Annotated in this window: 17 protein-coding genes; 13 read left to right on the top strand and 4 right to left on the bottom strand. The window is 40.6% G+C overall.

What is annotated here, in order from left to right:
- Positions 1-127 precede the first annotated feature (127 nt).
- Positions 128-850, top strand: coding sequence for a peptidoglycan DD-metalloendopeptidase family protein (locus ACYQ0N_RS11440; RefSeq protein ID WP_177531668.1), 723 nt, complete (start codon positions 128-130; stop codon positions 848-850).
- Between the two features lie 52 nt (positions 851-902).
- On the opposite strand, the gene ACYQ0N_RS11435 is transcribed toward ACYQ0N_RS11440, so the two are convergent.
- Genes ACYQ0N_RS11435 through ACYQ0N_RS11420 form a run of 4 tightly spaced genes read right to left on the bottom strand, consistent with a single transcriptional unit; the run spans position 903 to position 5,504 of the window.
- Positions 903-2,291, bottom strand: coding sequence for a DUF4340 domain-containing protein (locus tag ACYQ0N_RS11435; protein ID WP_177531667.1), 1,389 nt, complete (start codon positions 2,289-2,291; stop codon positions 903-905).
- Entirely contained in the window at positions 2,291-3,754 is a 1,464-nt protein-coding gene (locus ACYQ0N_RS11430; protein ID WP_460162735.1) for a Gldg family protein, read from the bottom strand. Before ACYQ0N_RS11430 ends, ACYQ0N_RS11435 begins: the two co-directional genes overlap by 1 nt.
- Positions 3,755-3,759: 5 nt before the next feature.
- Positions 3,760-4,494, bottom strand: a complete 735-nt coding sequence (locus tag ACYQ0N_RS11425; protein WP_177531665.1) for an ABC transporter permease — start codon at positions 4,492-4,494, stop codon at positions 3,760-3,762.
- A 2-nt stretch (positions 4,495-4,496) separates the two neighbouring features.
- On the bottom strand, positions 4,497-5,504 hold the full coding sequence (locus ACYQ0N_RS11420; protein ID WP_460162734.1) for an ABC transporter ATP-binding protein: 1,008 nt from the start codon (positions 5,502-5,504) through the stop codon (positions 4,497-4,499).
- A 637-nt stretch (positions 5,505-6,141) separates the two neighbouring features.
- On the opposite strand from ACYQ0N_RS11420, the gene ACYQ0N_RS11415 reads away from it, so the two are divergent.
- The 12 genes from ACYQ0N_RS11415 to ACYQ0N_RS11360 all read left to right on the top strand — a co-directional run bounded on the left by ACYQ0N_RS11415 (position 6,142) and on the right by ACYQ0N_RS11360 (position 18,650).
- Positions 6,142-8,868, top strand: coding sequence for a glycoside hydrolase family 48 protein (locus ACYQ0N_RS11415; RefSeq protein WP_460162733.1), 2,727 nt, complete (start codon positions 6,142-6,144; stop codon positions 8,866-8,868).
- Between the two features lie 162 nt (positions 8,869-9,030).
- Positions 9,031-9,909, top strand: coding sequence for a YicC/YloC family endoribonuclease (locus ACYQ0N_RS11410; protein ID WP_177531662.1), 879 nt, complete (start codon positions 9,031-9,033; stop codon positions 9,907-9,909).
- A gap of 10 nt (positions 9,910-9,919) precedes the next feature.
- Positions 9,920-10,180: an extracellular matrix/biofilm regulator RemA gene (remA, locus tag ACYQ0N_RS11405; protein WP_460162732.1), complete on the top strand. Its 261-nt coding sequence runs from the start codon at positions 9,920-9,922 to the stop codon at positions 10,178-10,180.
- Positions 10,173-10,775 carry a guanylate kinase gene (gene gmk, locus ACYQ0N_RS11400; RefSeq protein WP_177531660.1) on the top strand — a complete coding sequence of 201 codons (603 nt, stop codon included), beginning with the start codon at positions 10,173-10,175 and terminating at the stop codon, positions 10,773-10,775. Before remA ends, gmk begins: the two co-directional genes overlap by 8 nt.
- A complete protein-coding gene (gene rpoZ / locus ACYQ0N_RS11395; protein ID WP_177531659.1) occupies positions 10,768-10,962 on the top strand; it encodes a DNA-directed RNA polymerase subunit omega in 195 nt (64 codons plus the stop codon). The genes gmk and rpoZ overlap by 8 nt, the downstream gene beginning before the upstream one ends.
- Before the next feature lie 46 nt (positions 10,963-11,008).
- Positions 11,009-13,447 carry a replication restart helicase PriA gene (gene priA / locus ACYQ0N_RS11390; RefSeq protein ID WP_460162934.1) on the top strand — a complete coding sequence of 813 codons (2,439 nt, stop codon included), beginning with the start codon at positions 11,009-11,011 and terminating at the stop codon, positions 13,445-13,447.
- A gap of 16 nt (positions 13,448-13,463) precedes the next feature.
- On the top strand, positions 13,464-13,925 hold the full coding sequence (gene def / locus ACYQ0N_RS11385; protein ID WP_177531658.1) for a peptide deformylase: 462 nt from the start codon (positions 13,464-13,466) through the stop codon (positions 13,923-13,925).
- Entirely contained in the window at positions 13,926-14,852 is a 927-nt protein-coding gene (fmt, locus tag ACYQ0N_RS11380) for a methionyl-tRNA formyltransferase (RefSeq protein ID WP_177531657.1), read from the top strand.
- Between the two features lie 19 nt (positions 14,853-14,871).
- Positions 14,872-15,570, top strand: a complete 699-nt coding sequence (locus ACYQ0N_RS11375) for a zinc metallopeptidase (protein WP_177531656.1) — start codon at positions 14,872-14,874, stop codon at positions 15,568-15,570.
- A complete protein-coding gene (gene rsmB / locus ACYQ0N_RS11370; protein ID WP_177531655.1) occupies positions 15,571-16,872 on the top strand; it encodes a 16S rRNA (cytosine(967)-C(5))-methyltransferase RsmB in 1,302 nt (433 codons plus the stop codon).
- 4 nt (positions 16,873-16,876) lie between these two features.
- Positions 16,877-17,905 carry a dual-specificity RNA methyltransferase RlmN gene (rlmN, locus tag ACYQ0N_RS11365; protein ID WP_177531654.1) on the top strand — a complete coding sequence of 343 codons (1,029 nt, stop codon included), beginning with the start codon at positions 16,877-16,879 and terminating at the stop codon, positions 17,903-17,905.
- 19 nt (positions 17,906-17,924) lie between these two features.
- A complete protein-coding gene (locus tag ACYQ0N_RS11360) occupies positions 17,925-18,650 on the top strand; it encodes a Stp1/IreP family PP2C-type Ser/Thr phosphatase (RefSeq protein WP_177531653.1) in 726 nt (241 codons plus the stop codon).
- Positions 18,651-18,655: the final 5 nt, after the last annotated feature.

Genomic DNA, 18,655 nt, shown 5'->3' with positions numbered 1-18,655 from the left:
ATAATGTCACTATTATTTTACACCAAATTCTTCAATAATGCAATCATGTAAAAAAATTTTGGAAGAAAAGGAATAACAGCGCATAAAAGGATATTATTCGTCCAAACTAATTGCGGAGGTGTTAAACGTGAAGAAAAATTCTAAATCAATTTTAAGCGGAAAAGGCTTTTATGTTGCGTTGGCTTTGAGTGTAGCGATGGTTGGAGCGGCATGCTATTTTGCATATACTCAGACATCGAATGATATTTCGGGAAGACTGGAATCGTCGAGTTCTTCTGAAGCTCAGGAAAGGGAAGCCGCTGAAATTCAAACAGACATACCGAAAATAACTCTTGCTCCGCATACACAGGAGGTTTTCCGGCCTGAGGCTCAGACAGAAGCTGTAACGGAGATCTCAGACGAGGAAAGCGGAGCTGAGTCAGAGGAAACTGCTAAGCCGAAAGAAGAAAAGCTGGTTATGCCGATTGAGGGAGAGGTCCTGAATGAATTCAGCGGAGGAGAGCTTGTTAAGTCAAAGACTACGGGCGCATGGCAGACTCATAACGGAGTAGATATTGCCGCTTCGCTCGGCGACGCAGTAGCTTCCGCAGGATCCGGAACAGTTTCGGCAGTTGATAACGATCCTCTTTGGGGAATAATTGTTACTGTCGATCATGGAAACGGTATAATTACCCGTTACAGTAATCTTAACGAGGGAGTAACCGTTCAGGTCGGTCAGGAAGTAAGCGGCGGTGAAGAAATCGGCGCGGTAGGCGAAACGGCTGATATAGAAACCGCTGAAAAATCTCATCTTCATTTTGAGGTTATTAAAAACGGTTCATTTGTTAATCCAATTGATATGATCGGTTAAAATTATGTCAAAATAAAACCCTGTAAATCCATAAGGATATACAGGGTCGTTTTTATTTGTCGGATTCTTCTATTGCGTTAATTAAATCCTCGTACATTGAAATTATATTTGCTATTACCTTTTTGCGCACTACAAAGCCGGTATATTCGCCGTCCTTCATAGCCCAATAGGTATTTGAATCTTCACCGGGTACCGGAATATAGTCTATCTTTGTTCTCACATTACTTGAAAGCGTGTAAACAATAGAAACCTCGGCATCTCCGGAAGGCGTATCAGTTTTTTGTATAGATTCAAAATATGCGTTGTTGAATGACTTATAGAAAGCTATAAAAGCGTCGGTCAGTTCCTCTTGGGAGCTTTCGATAACCGTATCGTTTACGGTGTATTTTTCGTTTTCTTCGTCTATCTTAAGCTTAGCGGTATAATCAGGCATGACAACTTCGATTTCCGTTACGTCGTTTATATCCGCCGTATAAACCGCCGTATTCATCATATCCATTGTATCGTAGCTTAAAATTGAAAGATTGTTCTGATAGAACGTAACAACCTGTCCGGTATCTGTAAACAATCCGTACATTTCATTTTCATTGTCTGTATAATCTCCGAAAATGACTTTAACGTGCTTACCGCTTCCCGACATTTCAAATACAAACTGCGGATCGTCAAATCCGTATTTTCCGTATTCTGATTCTTTGCAATCCTCTGCGACAAAGGAATAAATTTCGTCTCTTATAGCGTCGTTGAGGAATTCGCTTACATCAGAGCTGTAAACTGAATTGTCCTTATACGGCTTATCCATTTGCCATGTGCCGTCGTCATTTTTATTCATTGAGAACAGAATATTTTCATCTGTTTCTCCGCCCTTCCAGAGCGCGAATGATTCTATTTCCGTACTTAGAAAGTTAGCAAGATACACGCTTTTAAGACTATCCTTTGTAGCGTGAAGTATAACGCCCTTTGCGTAATCAATAAGATAGACGTTATCATCATTTTCCTTCATTACATAATAATTTTCATTAGTAGGGGTGGCGTCTCCGACCAGTAAAGTATATGGAGTCCCGTTTGAAGTAACTGTCAGCTTTATAGGATCGTCGAAGCCGTATTTTCCGGTATCTGTATCCTCGATAATTTTTTCGGCTTTGAGATCGGACATATAGGTGCATATATATGAAGCGGTGTTTGAGTTTGCGTCAAAATCTTCGGAATTCGTCATCATCCAGCCGTTTGCCTGGGTATATTCCATAACATAGTTGCCGCTTTCGTTATTTATTTCAAGCTTTGTACATGCGTCGCCGTCGAAATCGAATAAAACAAGCTTGGCGTTTTCCGCTTCTTCCTTTTCCTTTTTCTTCTCATTAAAATTTACGGCTATGAAATAAATACCGATTGCTGCGGCGACTAAAATCACCATTGCAATTAATACTATTCTGATACGTTTCATTATGAGTGTCTCCTTTTGAGCCAGATTAATAATCCTGCGGCTGCAACTATAACCGGAGCTGCGTAAAGGGTTATGAGGACAAAATTAGTATCTTCCTTGCTTTTGATCTCCATATAATCGTAGGTTCTGATTTTTGAAGCTATACCCATATCAATGTCGCTGTTATACATCCATGTAATGGTACTCAGATAAAGGTTAAGCGGAATAATTTCATAGCCGTCCTCAAGGTTCTGATCGTCTATGAAATTGGCGTTTCCCATTACAACAAGCTTCGAGTCGTTTATTATATTTTCAGAATACGCCGCAAGGTAAAGAATTCCGGCTATTTCATCGGGATCGGCCTCTGTTCCGCCGTAAGGCTTGCCGATGGCGGAATCATAGGTTTCAATAAGCGGACATATGGTCAGATCCGAGCGGTTTTCACCCTGATACTCAAAGAATGAGCGGGAAGCCGTCATAAATGGCGTAATAGAATCGCCGCTTATTAGCGGGGACGTCAGGTCTGTTATACTTTTGTCGTCCGTTTCAGAAACGTCTACCAGGTTTACCATAATAGTAGTATCGTCTCCCGAAACATGCTTTGACGAATCAGTTTCCGAGACGATGTTGTAATCCATTCCGATTCCGTATTGATTCATTATATCTTCAATGTTAGTATAGTCTATATCGGCGTCGTTAGGAGACATAAGCAGCGATAGGTTGCCGCCCTTTTCCATAAAGCTTTCCAGCTTTGCTTTTTCAGCCTCTGTAATATCCGTCTGAGGAGCGGCTACTATAATAATTTTTGCGTCTTCCGGTACTGCGTCCTCAGTTACAAGATTTAACTCCTTGGCGTCGTAGTTGTAATTTTTCAGATTCTTTCGAAATGTCGTATAGTTTTCATCGAGTGATTTTTCACCATGTCCCGTAAGGAAATATACCGAGGGCATAATGCCTTCCACAACTGATTTTATAGCGCCCGTAATATAATTTTCTCCCTGAAAATATGCGTTTTGCGTAGTATTGTTCTCATCGGTTTCAAAATAATACATGACGTTTCCGGGTATTCTTTTCGCGTTTTCACCGCATTTTACAACTATATCGCCCTTAGTAAGATTCAGATATCCGTCGGGATTAAGTTCGTCTATAATATCCGGATTTTTATCCGGATCTATGTCCTTGAAATTTATACAGTCATATTCTCTGTATTCATCCAGCATACTGGAAAGCGCAAGAAGCTCAGTGTCAAGCTTGATTTCATCCAAATCCGCAAGTATGTAAAAGTCCACTTTTTCATCAAGTCCCGAAAGATAGTCGGAGGTGGTTTTGCTTAAGCTGTATACGCGGTTCGGGGTAAGATCCAGCGATACGTCGAATATCGACGCTACGATATTCACCGGGATAATTATGATAAGCAGCATTGCCGCCATAATCCATGCAATTGTAGTAAACTTCAGATTCTTTTTTGATTTTTTTACATCCATTTATTTTACCCCCTGCTCCAGCGTCTTTTTTCAACTGAAATAATAGTCCAGCCAATAAAAAGAATGGTTGTCGTAATAAAGAAAACAAGGTCTGAAATGTTGAATATTCCCTGCGAAAATGAAACAAACCTTGTTTGCGTTGAAAGCTGACCTATTATACGCGCCGCCTTCGGAAGCGTGTCAAATAATGCGCTGTCCTTGAAATTATCTATAAAAATCAGCACTATCATTGCTCCTTCTCCGAGTATAGCGGCTATAATGGGGCTTTCTGTAAAGGAAGACATAAGCATTCCTATTGCAATGCAGACTAATCCCCAAAGAAAAAATCCAAGGTATCCGCAGATAAGACTTGACCACATAACCGCGCCGCCGGTTGCGATTGTTAATAACGGAAAAAACATCGTCAGAACCAGCATCATAAAAAATACGGTCGTAACTGCCAGAAATTTGGCGATAACTATCTGGAATACGTTAAGCGGACTGGAAATGAGAAGTACTTCCGTTCCGCATTTTCTTTCGTCTGCAAAGGTTCTCATAGTCAGCGCGGGAATCAGGAATATAAAATAAAAGAAATGATTATAGAAAACGTTAGGGAATGAAAATTTATACTGAGTTCCTGATAAGTCCGATATTCCAACAACAAATGTTATTGAAAATACAAGCAGGAACAATGCGGCGATAACATATGCAAAGGGCGAATAGTAGTAGGACTGCAATTCTTTTTTATACAGTGAAAACATTTTTATTTATCCTCCTCGGTATTATACGGATTTTCAGAATCCATTTCCTCCAAAAGGTCTTTGAGGCCTTTTTTCTTAGGGGCGTGAGCCGTAAGCTTAACAAATACCTCTTCAAGGCTGGGCTTATCGCTTGTAACCTCTAAAATAGCGAAATCGTTTTTGATTAATTCTGTAAGAATGTTTTTACGCACGTCGTCGCTTTCTATAGAAACCTTATATACGTATATATTGGTCGCTTCATAGGTTATATCGGTAATTTCTCCGACTCCGCCGACAGAATTAATACATTTGCATATTTCGTCCTTATCGCCTTCAGCCTTGATATTTACAGTTATTGAGGCGTCCATGCTTTCCTCAAGATTTTTAATGCTGTCTATAGCTCTTATTTCACCGTGGCTTATTATCACGACTCTTTCGCAGACTGCCTGAATTTCCTGAAGTATGTGAGAGCTTAATATAATAGTATGATTTTTTGAAAGGGATTTTATAAGATTTCTTACCTCTATTACCTGACTGGGATCCAATCCGACCGTCGGCTCGTCAAGAACGAGATATTCCGGATTTCCCAGAAGAGCCTGAGCGAAGCCCACTCTTTGCTTATAGCCTTTGGATAAATTACGGATAAGCCTGTTTTCCATGTCCTTTATTTTAAGCTTTTCCATAACGTCTTCAATCTGCGCCTTTCTTTCAGAGCCCTTTACGCCCTTTATTCCGGCCGCGAATTTCAGATATTCTTTAACCTTCATATCAAGGTAAACAGGGGGAATTTCAGGAAGATAACCTATTTTTTTCTTTACAGCCAACGGATTTTCGGTTATATCCATTCCGCTGATAAGAACCGTTCCGCTTGTAGAAGGCAGATAACCGGTAATTATGTTCATTGTTGTGGACTTTCCTGCGCCGTTTGGGCCGAGAAAGCCGAGAATTTCATGGTCTTTTACTGTAAAACTGATATTTTTTACAGCGGCATTATTGCCGTAGAATTTCGTTAGGTTTTTAATTTCTATCATATGTATCTCCATAAGCCGCACGATAATTATATTATGCGGCTGCCGCTTATCAGGCGGGCGGCGCGCCTATTTTTAATTTATGACGTTCCTTTTATATTACTTGATTTTCTATGAATAAAAGGTATATTATAAGCCGTCAGCTGACCGCTTTTCATAACGGCTGTTAGAGAGGAATATATGAATAGTTACACTCTCTTTTATTATCTCAAATAAATACTACAAAAAAATTAATATATTATTACAATTCGGTTAAATTCGCAAAATATATCTAAATACAACAAAAACAATATAAAATCATTATCTATTTTATTATAGAATTGTGATAAGAATGTGTGTATTATCAGTGAAAAATGTGCATCTATTTTATATTTACTAAATTTTAACAAAAAAATTTAATCTGGTTGTCAAAATTCACAAATAAAGGAATGCGGTACTGTGCATATATACAAAATGTTTTTTTAAGGGATAATGTTTTTGTGTAAACTGTTGACAATTAATTTTGGATGATTTATAATATAACCATGAAGTTTATGGGCGTATTGTGAAAAATTGTTGTTTTGGTTTAGGAACGGGTTATTTGCATGGTACACTCTATATTAAATGAATTTATACTAATCAACGAGAGGGGAAAAGTCAGATGATACTAAAAAAGCAAAAAGCAGTTATCGCTGCGCTTCTTTCTGCCGCATTGACATTTGCGGCTGTTGTTCCCGCTACGGCTTCTGCTGCCGGTACACGAACAAAGGAAGAAAAGTATGGCGACGATTCTTATGCAAAGAGATTTTTGTCTTTGTATGACGATGTTGTCACAAACGGTGTTGAAAATGGTTACCTCAGCGCCAATAATCCGGTAAGCGGCGGATTCAATGTTCCTTATCATTCGGTTGAAGAGCTTATTGTAGAAGCTCCCGACTATGGTCATGAAACCACTTCTGAAGCAATGTCGTATATTGTTTGGATGGCTGCAATGAGAGATAATATCTCACAGACAGGTTCTATCCAGAATCCGGACGGCAGTACAACTGAAGTAGACACCTCTAAGGATCTTGCTAAGGCATGGAAAACAATGGAGGTTATGATTCCTACAGTCCAGACGGGATTTATGTCGGGCAATCCGTCAGCTACTTACAGCGACGAGTGGGAAGAGCCTACTACATATCCTACAGATATGCTTCAGGGCAATACCGCTACAAATCCTATACATAAGTATTTCCAGACAGCTTACGGCAGTGACAACGGACTTTATCTTATGCACTGGCTTGCCGACGTTGATGACTGGTACGGATACGGCGGAGGAAACGGAAAGTTCACGTTTATAAATACCTTCCAGCGTGGAGCTAATGAGTCCTGTTGGGAAACAGTTCCGCATCCGTCGGTTGAAGAGCTCAAGTACGGTATGGTAGGCACAAGAGGTCTGAAAGGAATTTTCTCTACGGAAGGAACAATTGCTAAGCAGTGGTCTTACACTAACGCGCCTGACGCGGAAGATCGTGCTATTCAGGCAATTTACGCTGCTAATAGATGGGGAGTAGGCGATTCAAATCTTACAACGCTCGCTGGTAAAATGGGTGACCAGTTGAGAAATAATATGTTTGATAAATATTACAAGAAAATTGGCTGTCAGGATAGGTGGGCACAGTCCGGCAACGGATATGACGGCGCTCATTATCTGATGTCATGGTATACTTCATGGGGCGGCGCTCTTGACGGTTCATGGACATGGCAGATCGGTGCAAGCCATTGTCATGAATTCTATCAGAACCCACTTGCTGCTTTTGCTTTGCTTCAGGACAACGGTCTGAAGAATGCGATGAAGGGACAGGACGCTGTTAAGGATTACACAACCTCGCTTCAGAGACAGATGGAGTTCTATCTGTGGCTTCAGTCAGCGAACGGTCCGATAGCCGGCGGCGCTACAAGCTCATGGAACGGCAGATATGAAGCGTATAAATACAACGAAACAGACGCTAAGAAATATGGTACCGATGTTCCTACTACATTCTATGATATGGGATATCAGGAACACCCTGTATATCTTGATCCGGGTTCAAACCACTGGATCGGTAACCAGGTTTGGGCAGTGCAGCGTTTGGCTGAAATGTATTACGTTATTAAAGAAAACGGCGATACAACCGGCGTTACAGCAGGCGGTCTGACTCTTGAGGAAGCTCTTAAGGTTATTCTTGACAGATGGGTTGAATGGTTTGTCAGCGAAGTAAATCTTTATGACGACGGTACATTTGATATTCCGTCAACATTAGATTGGTCCGGTCAGCCTAAGACATGGAACGGCACATATGATCCTAACGCAAATGCTGATCTTACATGTACTGTTACAGCAAGAGGTTCTTCTGACCTTGGTTGCGTATCTTCACTTGCACACACATTGATTTACTATGCAAAGGCTCACGGCGTTGAAACAGAAGCCGCATATTCTGATAAAAATACAGATTTAGCTTCTCAGGCGCTTTATGTAGCACACTCGCTTCTTGACAGAGAATGGCAGCTTGGTCGTGATGATATCGGTCTTTCTATTACTGAAACAAACGGCAGCATGGTAAGACTTTTCGAGCAGGAAGTTTGGGTACCGAGTAATTATAACGGCACAATGCCAGGCACACAGGGAACAATAAAGCAGGGCGTTAAATTCCTCGATTTCCGTCAGGATTATCTGAAGAACGAAAAGGTTCAGGAATTCAAGGAGGCTTATGATGAAGCTGTAGCTAACGGTACTGACAAAACAGAAGCAATGGAAAGCGTAGAGCTTAATTATCATAGATTCTGGCATGCAGGCGATATTCTCCTTGCTCTTGGTACAATGTATGAATTGTATCCTGATATGGAGCCTGATAAGTATGATACGGAACCAGATCCGGATCCAGACGCATTAGATGTTGAAGAGAAGGATATTACTGTTGAAGTTGGCGATACGGCTACAATTAAGCCTAATAAAGACGGTTGTTCATTCGAATCGTCAGATCCAAGCATTGCTGAGGTTGATGAGAACGGTGTAGTTACAGGTATTGCGGCTGGCGAGACTACCGTAATAGTTTCTAAGGGCGATGAAACGGTAACTGTTAATGTAACGGTTGTCGAGCCTTCTACCGGCGATACAGTTGATACCAGTGAAATCCCAGAAGGTACTCATTGGGGCGATGTCAATGTTGACTCTTATGTAAATATAGCTGACGTTGTTGCGCTTAATATGTACTTAATTGGTCCGGATGTTAACCCTGTTACAAAGCAAGGATTAATTAATGCTAACGTTGCATATGACGATTATGTTAATACAACGGACGGCTTGACTCTTATGAACTATGTGGCTATGGTTATTGAGTATGAGCAGCTTGGACCTCAGAATTAATAGTCTTTCATTTTAATTCCTTTTTTATAATTCCTATTTATTCCCTTGAATCCGGTCTTTTTCAAAGGCCGGATTTTTTTCGCCTATTTACTTGATTTATTCCCGTTATGGTGTTATAATAAGTTAATAGTATATTGTGAACAAATGTATAGGAGGATTTATGTGATTAGGAGTATGACCGGGTATGGCCGTGAGCAGCGTATTATTGATCAATACGATATAATGGTGGAAATAAAATCCGTAAATCATAGATACTATGAATTTTCCTCAAGACTTCCCAGACTGTATAATTATCTGGATGATAAGCTGAAAAGCTTTATGAAGGGCAATATTTCAAGGGGTAAGGTTGAGGTCGGCGTTACAATTAACAATTTAAACGGTAAGGAAGCTTTAATAAAGGCTGATAAAATCATGGCGTCTGGATATATAAATGCGCTCCGTGAAATTAATAATGAGCTTGGCTTAAACGATGATCTTACACTTTCAAGTCTTGTTAAATTTTCAGATATCTTTAATGTACAGAAAATTTCCGATAATGAAGAACATATATGCAGTATGGTTTTAAGCGTTGCAGATGCGGCTCTTGATAAATTTGTAAACATGAGGGAAATTGAGGGAGAAGCTCTGAAAAACGACCTTCTTGCTAAAATAGATTCTGTTGAAGAGATGCTTGCAAAGGTTGAATCAGAAGCGCCGAGAACTGCTGCCGCTTATCAGGAGCGTCTTTATTCAAAGCTTAGAGAAATGCTTGCAGAAAGCGATATAGATCAGCAGAGGATATTGACGGAGGCGGCGATTTTTGCTGAAAAGATTGCAATTGACGAGGAAACTGTCAGACTTCATAGTCATTTAAAACAGTTTAAGGAATTTTTGGAATCAGAAGAACCTGTTGGAAGAAAGTTGGATTTTCTTGTTCAGGAAATTAACAGGGAGATCAATACGATCGGTTCAAAGGCTCAGGACTTATCTATAACCAAATGTGTGGTTGATATGAAGGCTGAAGTTGAAAAGATTCGTGAGCAGATTCAGAATATAGAGTAGCGGAGGGTATATGCAGCTTATTAATATAGGTTTCGGTAATATGGTGTCGTCTTCAAAGCTTATTGCTATTGTGAGTCCCGAATCTGCTCCGATTAAAAGAATAATTCAGGATGCAAGAGATAAGGGGATGCTGATTGACGCTACTTACGGCAGGCGTACCAGAGCCGTAATAATTATGGACAGTGAACATGTCGTATTGTCTGCGGTACAGCCGGAAACCGTGGGCGCAAGAGTTAATATAACCGGGGAGGAACAGCTTGATAATGAATAAGGGACTTCTTTTTGTGGTTTCTGCTCCGTCAGGGTGCGGTAAGGGAACAATATTATCTGAGATTTTGAATGAAAGAATTTACTTTTCGGTTTCGTCTACAACCCGTAAACCCAGAAACGGAGAGGTTGACGGCGTTGATTATAATTTTATAACAGTATCTCAGTTTAAGGAATTGATTGAGGAAAACGGCATGCTGGAATACGCCGAATACTGCGGAAATTATTACGGCACTCCCAAAAATATGGTTGAGAAAATGCGCTGTGCAGGAAAAAATGTTATTTTGGAAATAGATGTTCAGGGCGCTATGCAGGTAAAGGAAAATTGTAAAGACGCTATCTTAGTTTTTATTATGCCTCCGTCTATCGCCGAGCTTGAAAGAAGGCTAAGAAAAAGAGGAACAGAAACCGACGAGGTGATTTCCCGACGAATTGCAAAGGCAGTAGATGAAATTTCATTTGCACATAAATATAATTACGTTGTGGTAAACGACGAGCTTGAAAAAGCGGTAGAAGATCTTAAATCAGTTATTTCGGCGGAAGAACATAAAGCCGGATATGCTGAAGAATTTATAAATGAGGTGCTTAAAAATGCTTAGACCAGCAATTACACAGTTAATATCAAAAAATGACAGCTATTATTCATTAGTAATCGGTATCGCCAAGAGAGCAAGAGAAATCGCCGATGAATTATTCGAGGAAAATAAGACTCTTGAGGAAAAGCCGGTTAAAACAGCTGTCGAGGAATTTGCCGCAGGAAAATTTAAGATTGTAGAATATAAGTAAGGTTCATATTTCGGAATACTTTAAGGAGGGGTTGTTAGTGAATGCTATGCTGAAAGCGCAGATCGCGGTAAGCAACGCTTCATTTGCTTTTGATAAACCTTTTTCTTATCTTATTCCGAAAACTCTTGTTTCGGCCATTATGCCGGGAACAAGAGTTGTTGTTCCATTTGGACGCTCAAATAGAAAGAGATCTGGTCTTGTACTGAAAATTGAAGCCGCTGAAGGCGACGACATAAACCTTAAAAGTATTTTGTCTGCTCCTGAAGGAGAGCCGGCATTAAATTCGGAAATGCTTGAGCTTGTTGAATGGCTTAAGGAGAACACCTTCTGCACATATTATGACGCTGTAAAAACAATGCTTCCGTCGGGAATGAATATTAATATAAGGGAAAGGTATTCCCTGACGGGAAAAGAAGAGGATAACGGGCTTGAAGACAGAGAAATTTTGGCGTTAAGCCGTTTATCTGGAAGTGAAAACTTTGATAAAACAGTATTTAATCTGAAGTCCGAAGGGTTTTCCTCTGAAATTGATACGCTTACCTTAAAAGGATATCTGAAATGCAGCGTAAGCGGCCGGCATAATATAGGTATAAGTTCTGTTAAAATGCTCAGGCTGACAGAAGATTATTTGGCATCGCCTGAAAAATTTTCTCTGACCGCCAAGCAAAAGCAGCTTGCCGATATACTTGAAGAAAAGCATGATTTATCTATGAAAGAAGCCTGTTATCTGTGCGGAGTGGGTAAAACGGTAGTGCAAAAGCTGGTTGAAAAATGTGCTGCGGAGGAATATGAACAGGAAACCTATCGTATTGTTAAAATAGGAGAGAAGGGAAAATCCTCCATTGACGAAATAGTATTGTCTGAAAGTCAGCAAAAGGTATACGACAGGGTAAAGTCACAGATGAATACGGGAGAGCCTAAATGTTTTCTTCTTCATGGTATTACCGGCAGCGGTAAAACCTCAGTATTTAAAAAGCTTATAGAAAGCTGTATAGAATCCGGTAAGCAGGCTCTGCTCATGATACCGGAAATATCGCTTACGCCGCAGATGGTTAAGCAGTTTCAGGAGCTTTTCGGCGAAACGGTTGCAGTTATGCACAGCGGGCTTTCTCAGGGACAGCGAATGGACGAATATAAGCGTATAAAACGCGGTCTGGCAAAAATAGCGATTGGTACCAGAAGCGCAGTGTTTGCTCCATTTGAAAATATCGGACTGATTATAGTCGACGAAGAGGGCGAACGTTCCTATAAATCTGACAATGCACCGAGATACAGCGCTGTGGAAGTTGCAAAGAAACGGTGCAAAACGCATAAGGCTGTATTGCTTCTTGCGTCGGCAACTCCTTCAATTGAAAGCTACTATTATGCTCAGAAGGGCATATATGAGCTTCTTGAAATGAAGGAGCGTTATTCGGGAGCTGTTTTGCCTCAGGTAAATATTGTCGATATGAATTTGGAGCGTTCAGAAGGGAATTCCTCTGAATTCAGCGTAATACTTGCCGATGAAATAAGAGAAAACTTAAAAAATCATGAACAGACAATATTATTGCTCAACAGACGCGGTTATCATACAATCGTAAGCTGCTGCCATTGCCATACCCCTGTTTACTGTCCAAATTGCAGTATTCCGCTTACTTATCATAAGGTAAACAATACCCTTATGTGTCATTACTGCGGACATATACAGCCTGTTGCCGAGTCATGTTCAGAATGCGGGAGCACACAGTTAAAGCATACCGGATTCGGTACTCAGAAGCTTGAGGAGCAGCTTGCGCTGCTTTTTCCTGAGGCTAAGATTCTTCGTATGGACGCCGATACTACAATGTCCCGTCATTCCTATGAAAAGAATTTTAAGGATTTTGAAAACGGCTGCTATGATATTATGATTGGTACTCAAATGATAGGAAAGGGGCTTGACTTTCCGGATGTAACTCTGGTAGGAGTTCTCTCCATTGACAAAGCCTTGTTTGCAGGTGATTTCCGAAGCTATGAGAGAACATTTTCTCTGATAGCCCAAGTGGTGGGACGCTGCGGAAGAGGCGAAAAAAAGGGAAGAGCCTATCTTCAGACGTTTATGCCGGAGCATTATGTACTAAATCTGGCGGCATTGCAGGATTATAAAGGTTTTTATAACGAAGAGATAGCGGTAAGACGGGCTTTGATTTTCCCGCCGATATGTGATTTATGCGTACTGGGTATAAGCAGCGAGAATGATTCAAAAGCGGCGTCGGCAGCAAATAAGCTTTTGAATATTATTAAAGAAAATATAAAGTCGGGGGCTGATTTTCCGCTGAGGGTTCTGGGACCGGTCAGGTGTTCATATGGAAAAATCAGCGGAAAATACAGATACCGGCTTATTTTGAAGTGTAAAAATACTGCTGATTTCAGAAATTTCATAAAGCTTATTCTCTATGAAATAAATAAATATAAGGAATTCAGTAAGGTTAATATATATGCCGATATAAACGGAGATATCGGAGTCTAAATGTATGGAGGAAATTATGGCGCTAAGAAAGATAGTAACAAAGGAAGATCCTATACTCAGAAAGGCTTGCAAGCCTGTTGAAAAATTCGACGAAAAGCTTTCAGATCTTATAGACGATATGATTCAGACGCTTGCAAAGGCGCAGGGAGTCGGACTTGCCGCGCCTCAGGTGGGATTTTTGAAGAGAATTTTTATTATGGATATAGGAGAGGGACCGATAGAATGCGTTAATCCGGTTATCCTAAAGGAAAACGGTAAGCAGAGAGTTGTTGAGGGATGTTTGTCTTGTCCTGATGAATGGGGTTATGTAACCAGACCCAATAAGGTTAAGCTTAGAGCACAAAACAGAAAAGGGGAATTTTTTGAAATAAGTCTTGTAGGACTGGGCGCTCAATGCGCCTCACATGAAAACGATCATCTGGACGGTCGTCTGTTTATAGATAAGGTTGAGGAATTTATAAATCCGGAGGAAGAATAGATGAAAATAGTTTTTATGGGAACTCCGGATTTTTCAGTGCCGTGCCTTAAGGCTTTATGCAAAAGCGGTCATAATGTAGCCGCTGTTTATACTCAGCCGGATAAGCCTAAAGGCAGAGGCTATAAAATGATACCTACGCCCGTTAAGAAATGTGCGGAGGAGTTTAATATTCCGGTTTATCAGCCTAAGTCGCTGCGAAAGGGAGAGGATGCGGAGAAGGCAGTGGAAAACCTCGGGGAAATTGCTCCGGATCTAATAATAGTTGTAGCTTATGGGCAGATATTGCCGCAAAGCATACTTGATTTACCAAGGTATGGATGTATTAATATTCACGCTTCACTGCTTCCTGAATATAGGGGAGCCGCGCCTATTCAATGGTGTATACTTGACGGAAAAACCGAAACTGGTGTTACGTCAATGAAAATGGAGTCGGGACTTGATACGGGCGATATGCTTATAAAAAGAAGTATAAGCATAGGAGAGAACGAAACCTCCTCGGAGCTTCACGACAGATTATCAGAACTCGGAGCAGAGGTGCTTCTCGAAACAATTCAGGCTCTTGAAAGCGGTACGCTAAAGTCTGAAAAACAGGACGATGAAAGGTCAACCTATGCGAAAATGATAACTAAGGAAATGAGCCGCCTTGATTTTAATGAAAACGCTCAAACTGTGCATAATGTTATAAGGGGCGTTACCGGCTTTACAATGCTTGACGGTAAAAGACTCAAAATATACGGAAGCGTAATTGAAGGGGAAAGCACAGGAGAGCCGGGTTTCGTTAAGGATACGTCGAATTTTACAGTAGTTTGCGGCGACGGCAAATGCGTTAAGTTTACCGAGGTGCAGTACGAGGGTGGAAAACGTATGAAAACGGAGGATTTTCTCAGGGGAAGAAAACTTGCCGAAGGCATAACGCTGCCAAAGTAAAAGAAAGGATTTTGCCACTATGATGTTTTTTTATGATTATTATTGGCTTATTTTAATACCTGTTGTTGTAGCTATGATAGCTTCGGCTAACGTAAATTCAACCTATAGAAAATATCAGCAGGTTGCAAATTCAAGGGGACTGACCGGTGAAATGGCGGCAAGAAAAATTCTGGACGCTAACGGACTATTTAACGTCAGAATAGAGCATATAGCCGGAAAACTGTCTGATCACTTCGATCCCCGGGATAATGTAGTCAGACTTTCAGATTCTACCTTTGCAAGCTCTTCGGTTGCTGCCGTAGGAGTTGCAGCTCACGAGGTCGGTCATGCTATACAATATGCAAAGGGATATGCTCCTATGAAGCTCCGCAGCGCAGTAATTCCTCTTACGAATATTGGTTCAACATTATCATATCCTCTTGTTATTCTGGGATTAATTTTTAATTCAGCGCTCGGAGATTTATTTATAAACTTAGGTATTGTATTATTTTTAACCGTAGTTGTTTTTCAGTTTGCCACTCTCTTCGTTGAATTCAACGCAAGTTCAAGAGCCATGAAAACTCTTGAAAGCGATAACATTCTTGAGGGCGATGAGCTTTCAATGTCTAGGAAGGTACTGACGGCGGCGGCGTTGACCTATGTAGCGGCGCTTTTTACAGCTATAATAAACCTTTTAAGGCTGCTTCTTATAGCAAACGGAAGAAACAGGCGGAATTAAATGACGGATGCCAGATATGAGGCTGTAAAGCTGTTGGGGAAAACGTTCGGCAGAGGGAGCTATTCAAATATATTGCTGGACGGAGCATTAGCGAAATCGGATATGGACGAAAGAGACAAGCGTCTTTGCTCCGCTATATATTACGGAACGCTTGAAAGAAAAATAACCTTGGATTTTATTATTTCTAAGTATTGTAGGCAGAAGATCACAAAGCTTCGTCCGGAAATCCTTAATATATTGCGTACCGGAATATATCAGCTTAAGTTTATGGATTCTATACCTGACAGCGCGGCGGTAAATGAGAGTGTTAATCTTACTAAAAAGCTGCGTCTTAACAGTCTATCGGGATTTGTAAACGGTGTGCTCAGAAGCTTTATCCGAGACGGAAAAAAGATAAAATATCCTGAAAACTATATTGAAAGACTTTCCGTTGAATACTCTGTTCCGCTGTATTTAGTGAAATTGTTGCTGGATAATTACGGGGAAGACGGGATATCTCTTATTGAAACCTCTTTAGGAAGTCCTCCGGTTACTATAAGGCTGAATACCTTGGTTTACAATCGGGATGAAATTCTGAAGGAAATTTCTGAATTGGAGCCAAAGAAAACCCTGATTGAAGACTGCTATGAGATTTTTTCTCTGGATATAACAAAAATAAGCGCTTATAAAAAAGGTATGTTTCATGTACAGGATATAGCGTCTCAGCTTTGCTGTATGGCGCTGTGTCCTGAAGCAGGAGATACAGTCCTTGATCTTTGCGCGGCTCCGGGAGGTAAGACGTTTACTATTGCGGAGCAGATGAGAGGAAAAGGAATAATTTATTCCTTCGATCTGCATGAAAGCAGAGTAAAACTAATCGCTTCCGGAGCCGAGCGTTTAAAGCTTGGAAATATTAGGGCGTTAACGGGAAATGCAGCGGAATTTAATCCTGATATTCCTAAGGCTGACAAAATATTATGCGACGTTCCATGCTCCGGACTTGGGGTTATAAGGAGAAAACCTGAAATCAAATATAAATCCTTTGAGGAATTTGACAGACTGCCGGAAATACAGTACAATATATTAGAAAACGCGTCGCACTACCTTAAAACAGGCGGAGAACTTATCTATTCAACCTGTACGGTAAATCCCGCTGAAAACGAGGGAGTAGTCGACAGATTTCTGATTAATCATCCTGAGTTTGAAGGATCAGTTTTTTTAGAAAATCTTGGTTTTCCATTCGGTACATACAAAGCAACGCTTTTTCCGAAATACTTTGGAAGCGACGGCTTTTTTATTTCAAAGCTGAAAAAAATGGAGTAGGAATTTGAATAAAATAGATATATTATCCCTGAGTCTTTCAGAGCTTGAAGAGGAAATTGTTAAAATTGGCGAGAAGAAATTCAGGGCGAAACAGATATTTGAGTGGCTTCATGTTAAAAAGGTCAGGTCCTTTGATCAAATGAGTAATCTATCTGTACAATTTCGAAAGCTGCTATCTAAGGAATTTTGTATAAATCAACTATTTATTGCCAGAAGACTTGAATCATACATAGATAATACGGTAAAATATCTATATAGACTTTCAGACGGCTGTTATATTGAAACCGTGCTTATGGAATATAAGCACGGGACAAGCCTTTGCGTATCAACTCAAGTCGGATGTAAAATGGGCTGTAAGTTCTGCGCTTCGACAATAGCGGGATTTGAAAGAAATCTTCTGCCGTCTGAAATACTCGGTCAGGTTTATGAAACGGAAAGGGACAGCGGCAGGAAAATTTCCGGTATAGTATTAATGGGAATCGGAGAACCTCTTGATAATTATGATAATGTTTTGAAATTTCTTGAGCTTGTATCTGCTCGGGAGGGCAATAATCTCAGTCTGAGGCATGTAACGCTTTCTACCTGCGGAATTGTTCCCAGAATAAAGGAGCTTGCTGAATTAAAGCTGGGGCTTACCTTGTCGGTATCGCTTCATTGCGCGGAGAATAAAGGCCGAAGCGAAATAATGCCGATAAATAATGCGTATAATATAGAAGAGCTAATGAGCGCTACCGGCGAATATGTAAAAAAAACCGGAAGGCGAATTACATATGAATACGCTGTAATTGACGGCGTTAATTCAGATAAAAAAAGCGCAGAAAAGCTTACGGCGCTTTTGCGCGGAATAAATTGTCATGTTAATCTCATCCCTGTTAACGCGGTTAAAGAGAGAAATTATAAGTCAAGCCGCAAATCTGCCGTTAAATTTTCAGAATATTTAAGCGATATGGGGATTAATTCAACTGTTCGGAGGACTCTTGGCAGCGATATAAACGCTGCGTGCGGACAATTAAGGCGTGAAGCTGCGGAATAAAAGATGAGAGGTGAAGGATATGAAGTTTGTCAGTGCGACTGATATCGGTCTGATGAGAGAGGAAAATCAGGATATTGTTCGGGTGGAGGAATATTATGGGAATGTTTTAGCCGTCGTATGCGATGGTATGGGCGGTGAACGGTCCGGGCAGGACGCCAGCAGAATAGCGATAAACGAGGTGTTCAGCCGTTTCAGCTCCGGATTTTCTCCTGATCTTGATACAATTGCAGTCAGACAGCTTATGACGGCTTCAATATCTGCCGCCAATTCCATAGTGTATACAACGGCAAGAATAGATTATAAAAGCTTTGGCATGGGAACAACCTGTGTGGCGGTTTATATAGACGATAAATACATTTATATAGCCAATGTAGGCGACAGCCGCGCGTATTATATGGACGACAAAGGCCTTCATCAGATAACGACTGATCATACCTTTGTAAATCTTCTTCTTATGCAGGGAAAAATTGAACCGGAAGAGGTTCATACTCATCCTAAGAGAAATATGCTGACCAAGGCGGTCGGTGTTGAAAGAGTCGTTGTTCCTGACTTTTTCAGAATGAAACGCGAGGATAAATTTACTGTTCTTTTATGTTCCGACGGTTTATCGGGATATTGCAGCGATAACGAAATTTATGATATAATGAGCAAAACACCTTTTGAAGAGCTTCCAAAGGCTCTTATTGACCTTGCCCTGAGCAAGGGAGGTAGAGATAATATTACTCTTGCAGTAATATCAGACTGAATTAT

The sequence above is a fragment of the Ruminococcus sporogenes genome (assembly GCF_054655175.1).
Note: the sequence above shows the minus strand (reverse complement) of the source record. Positions and strands in the feature narration are given on the sequence as shown.

Excerpts from the sequence above, each read along its gene's own strand:
- ACYQ0N_RS11435 (WP_177531667.1), bottom strand. The coding sequence starts at position 2,291 with ATGAAACGTATCAGAATAGTATTAATTGCAATGGTGATTTTAGTCGCC.
- ACYQ0N_RS11415 (WP_460162733.1), top strand. The coding sequence starts at position 6,142 with ATGATACTAAAAAAGCAAAAAGCAGTTATCGCTGCGCTTCTTTCTGCC.
- priA (WP_460162934.1), top strand. The coding sequence starts at position 11,009 with ATGCTGAAAGCGCAGATCGCGGTAAGCAACGCTTCATTTGCTTTTGAT.
- fmt (WP_177531657.1), top strand. The coding sequence starts at position 13,926 with ATGAAAATAGTTTTTATGGGAACTCCGGATTTTTCAGTGCCGTGCCTT.
- ACYQ0N_RS11425 (WP_177531665.1), bottom strand. The coding sequence starts at position 4,494 with ATGTTTTCACTGTATAAAAAAGAATTGCAGTCCTACTACTATTCGCCC.
- ACYQ0N_RS11375 (WP_177531656.1), top strand. The coding sequence starts at position 14,872 with ATGATGTTTTTTTATGATTATTATTGGCTTATTTTAATACCTGTTGTT.
- ACYQ0N_RS11430 (WP_460162735.1), bottom strand. The coding sequence starts at position 3,754 with ATGGATGTAAAAAAATCAAAAAAGAATCTGAAGTTTACTACAATTGCA.
- ACYQ0N_RS11420 (WP_460162734.1), bottom strand. The coding sequence starts at position 5,504 with ATGATAGAAATTAAAAACCTAACGAAATTCTACGGCAATAATGCCGCT.
- remA (WP_460162732.1), top strand. The coding sequence starts at position 9,920 with ATGCAGCTTATTAATATAGGTTTCGGTAATATGGTGTCGTCTTCAAAG.
- gmk (WP_177531660.1), top strand. The coding sequence starts at position 10,173 with ATGAATAAGGGACTTCTTTTTGTGGTTTCTGCTCCGTCAGGGTGCGGT.
- def (WP_177531658.1), top strand. The coding sequence starts at position 13,464 with ATGGCGCTAAGAAAGATAGTAACAAAGGAAGATCCTATACTCAGAAAG.
- ACYQ0N_RS11360 (WP_177531653.1), top strand. The coding sequence starts at position 17,925 with ATGAAGTTTGTCAGTGCGACTGATATCGGTCTGATGAGAGAGGAAAAT.
- rsmB (WP_177531655.1), top strand. The coding sequence starts at position 15,571 with ATGACGGATGCCAGATATGAGGCTGTAAAGCTGTTGGGGAAAACGTTC.
- rpoZ (WP_177531659.1), top strand. The coding sequence starts at position 10,768 with ATGCTTAGACCAGCAATTACACAGTTAATATCAAAAAATGACAGCTAT.